This window comes from Gluconobacter sp. GP1 (assembly GCF_032913585.1).
GTDB lineage: Bacteria > Pseudomonadota > Alphaproteobacteria > Acetobacterales > Acetobacteraceae > Gluconobacter > Gluconobacter cerinus.
The window spans coordinates 1-203 of sequence record NZ_JASGXC010000096.1; the positions used below are offsets into that span (position 1 = coordinate 1).

Consider the following 203-nt stretch of genomic DNA (forward strand, 5'->3'; position numbering starts at 1 on the left):
AGCAGAAGGTCTGCAAAATCCGCGCGATTGCTTTCGCGCAGCATCGCCTGATAGGCAGGATAGAGCACGGCCGCATCCCGCCAGACCATGATGTCATCGCCTTCGGTGATGGCATCCGTCGCAATCCGTCCCTCGACCCAGGCCACGGCATCCGGGGGAAGCACCATGTTTTCCTTGAGCATGGCGATGCGCGAGCTGACGGA

1 pseudogene is annotated in these 203 nt (G+C 61.1%); it reads right to left on the reverse strand.

The window, feature by feature from the left end:
• Nucleotides 1–203, reverse strand: a pseudogene (locus R5H23_RS17070) (ATP-dependent helicase); the annotation flags it as partial.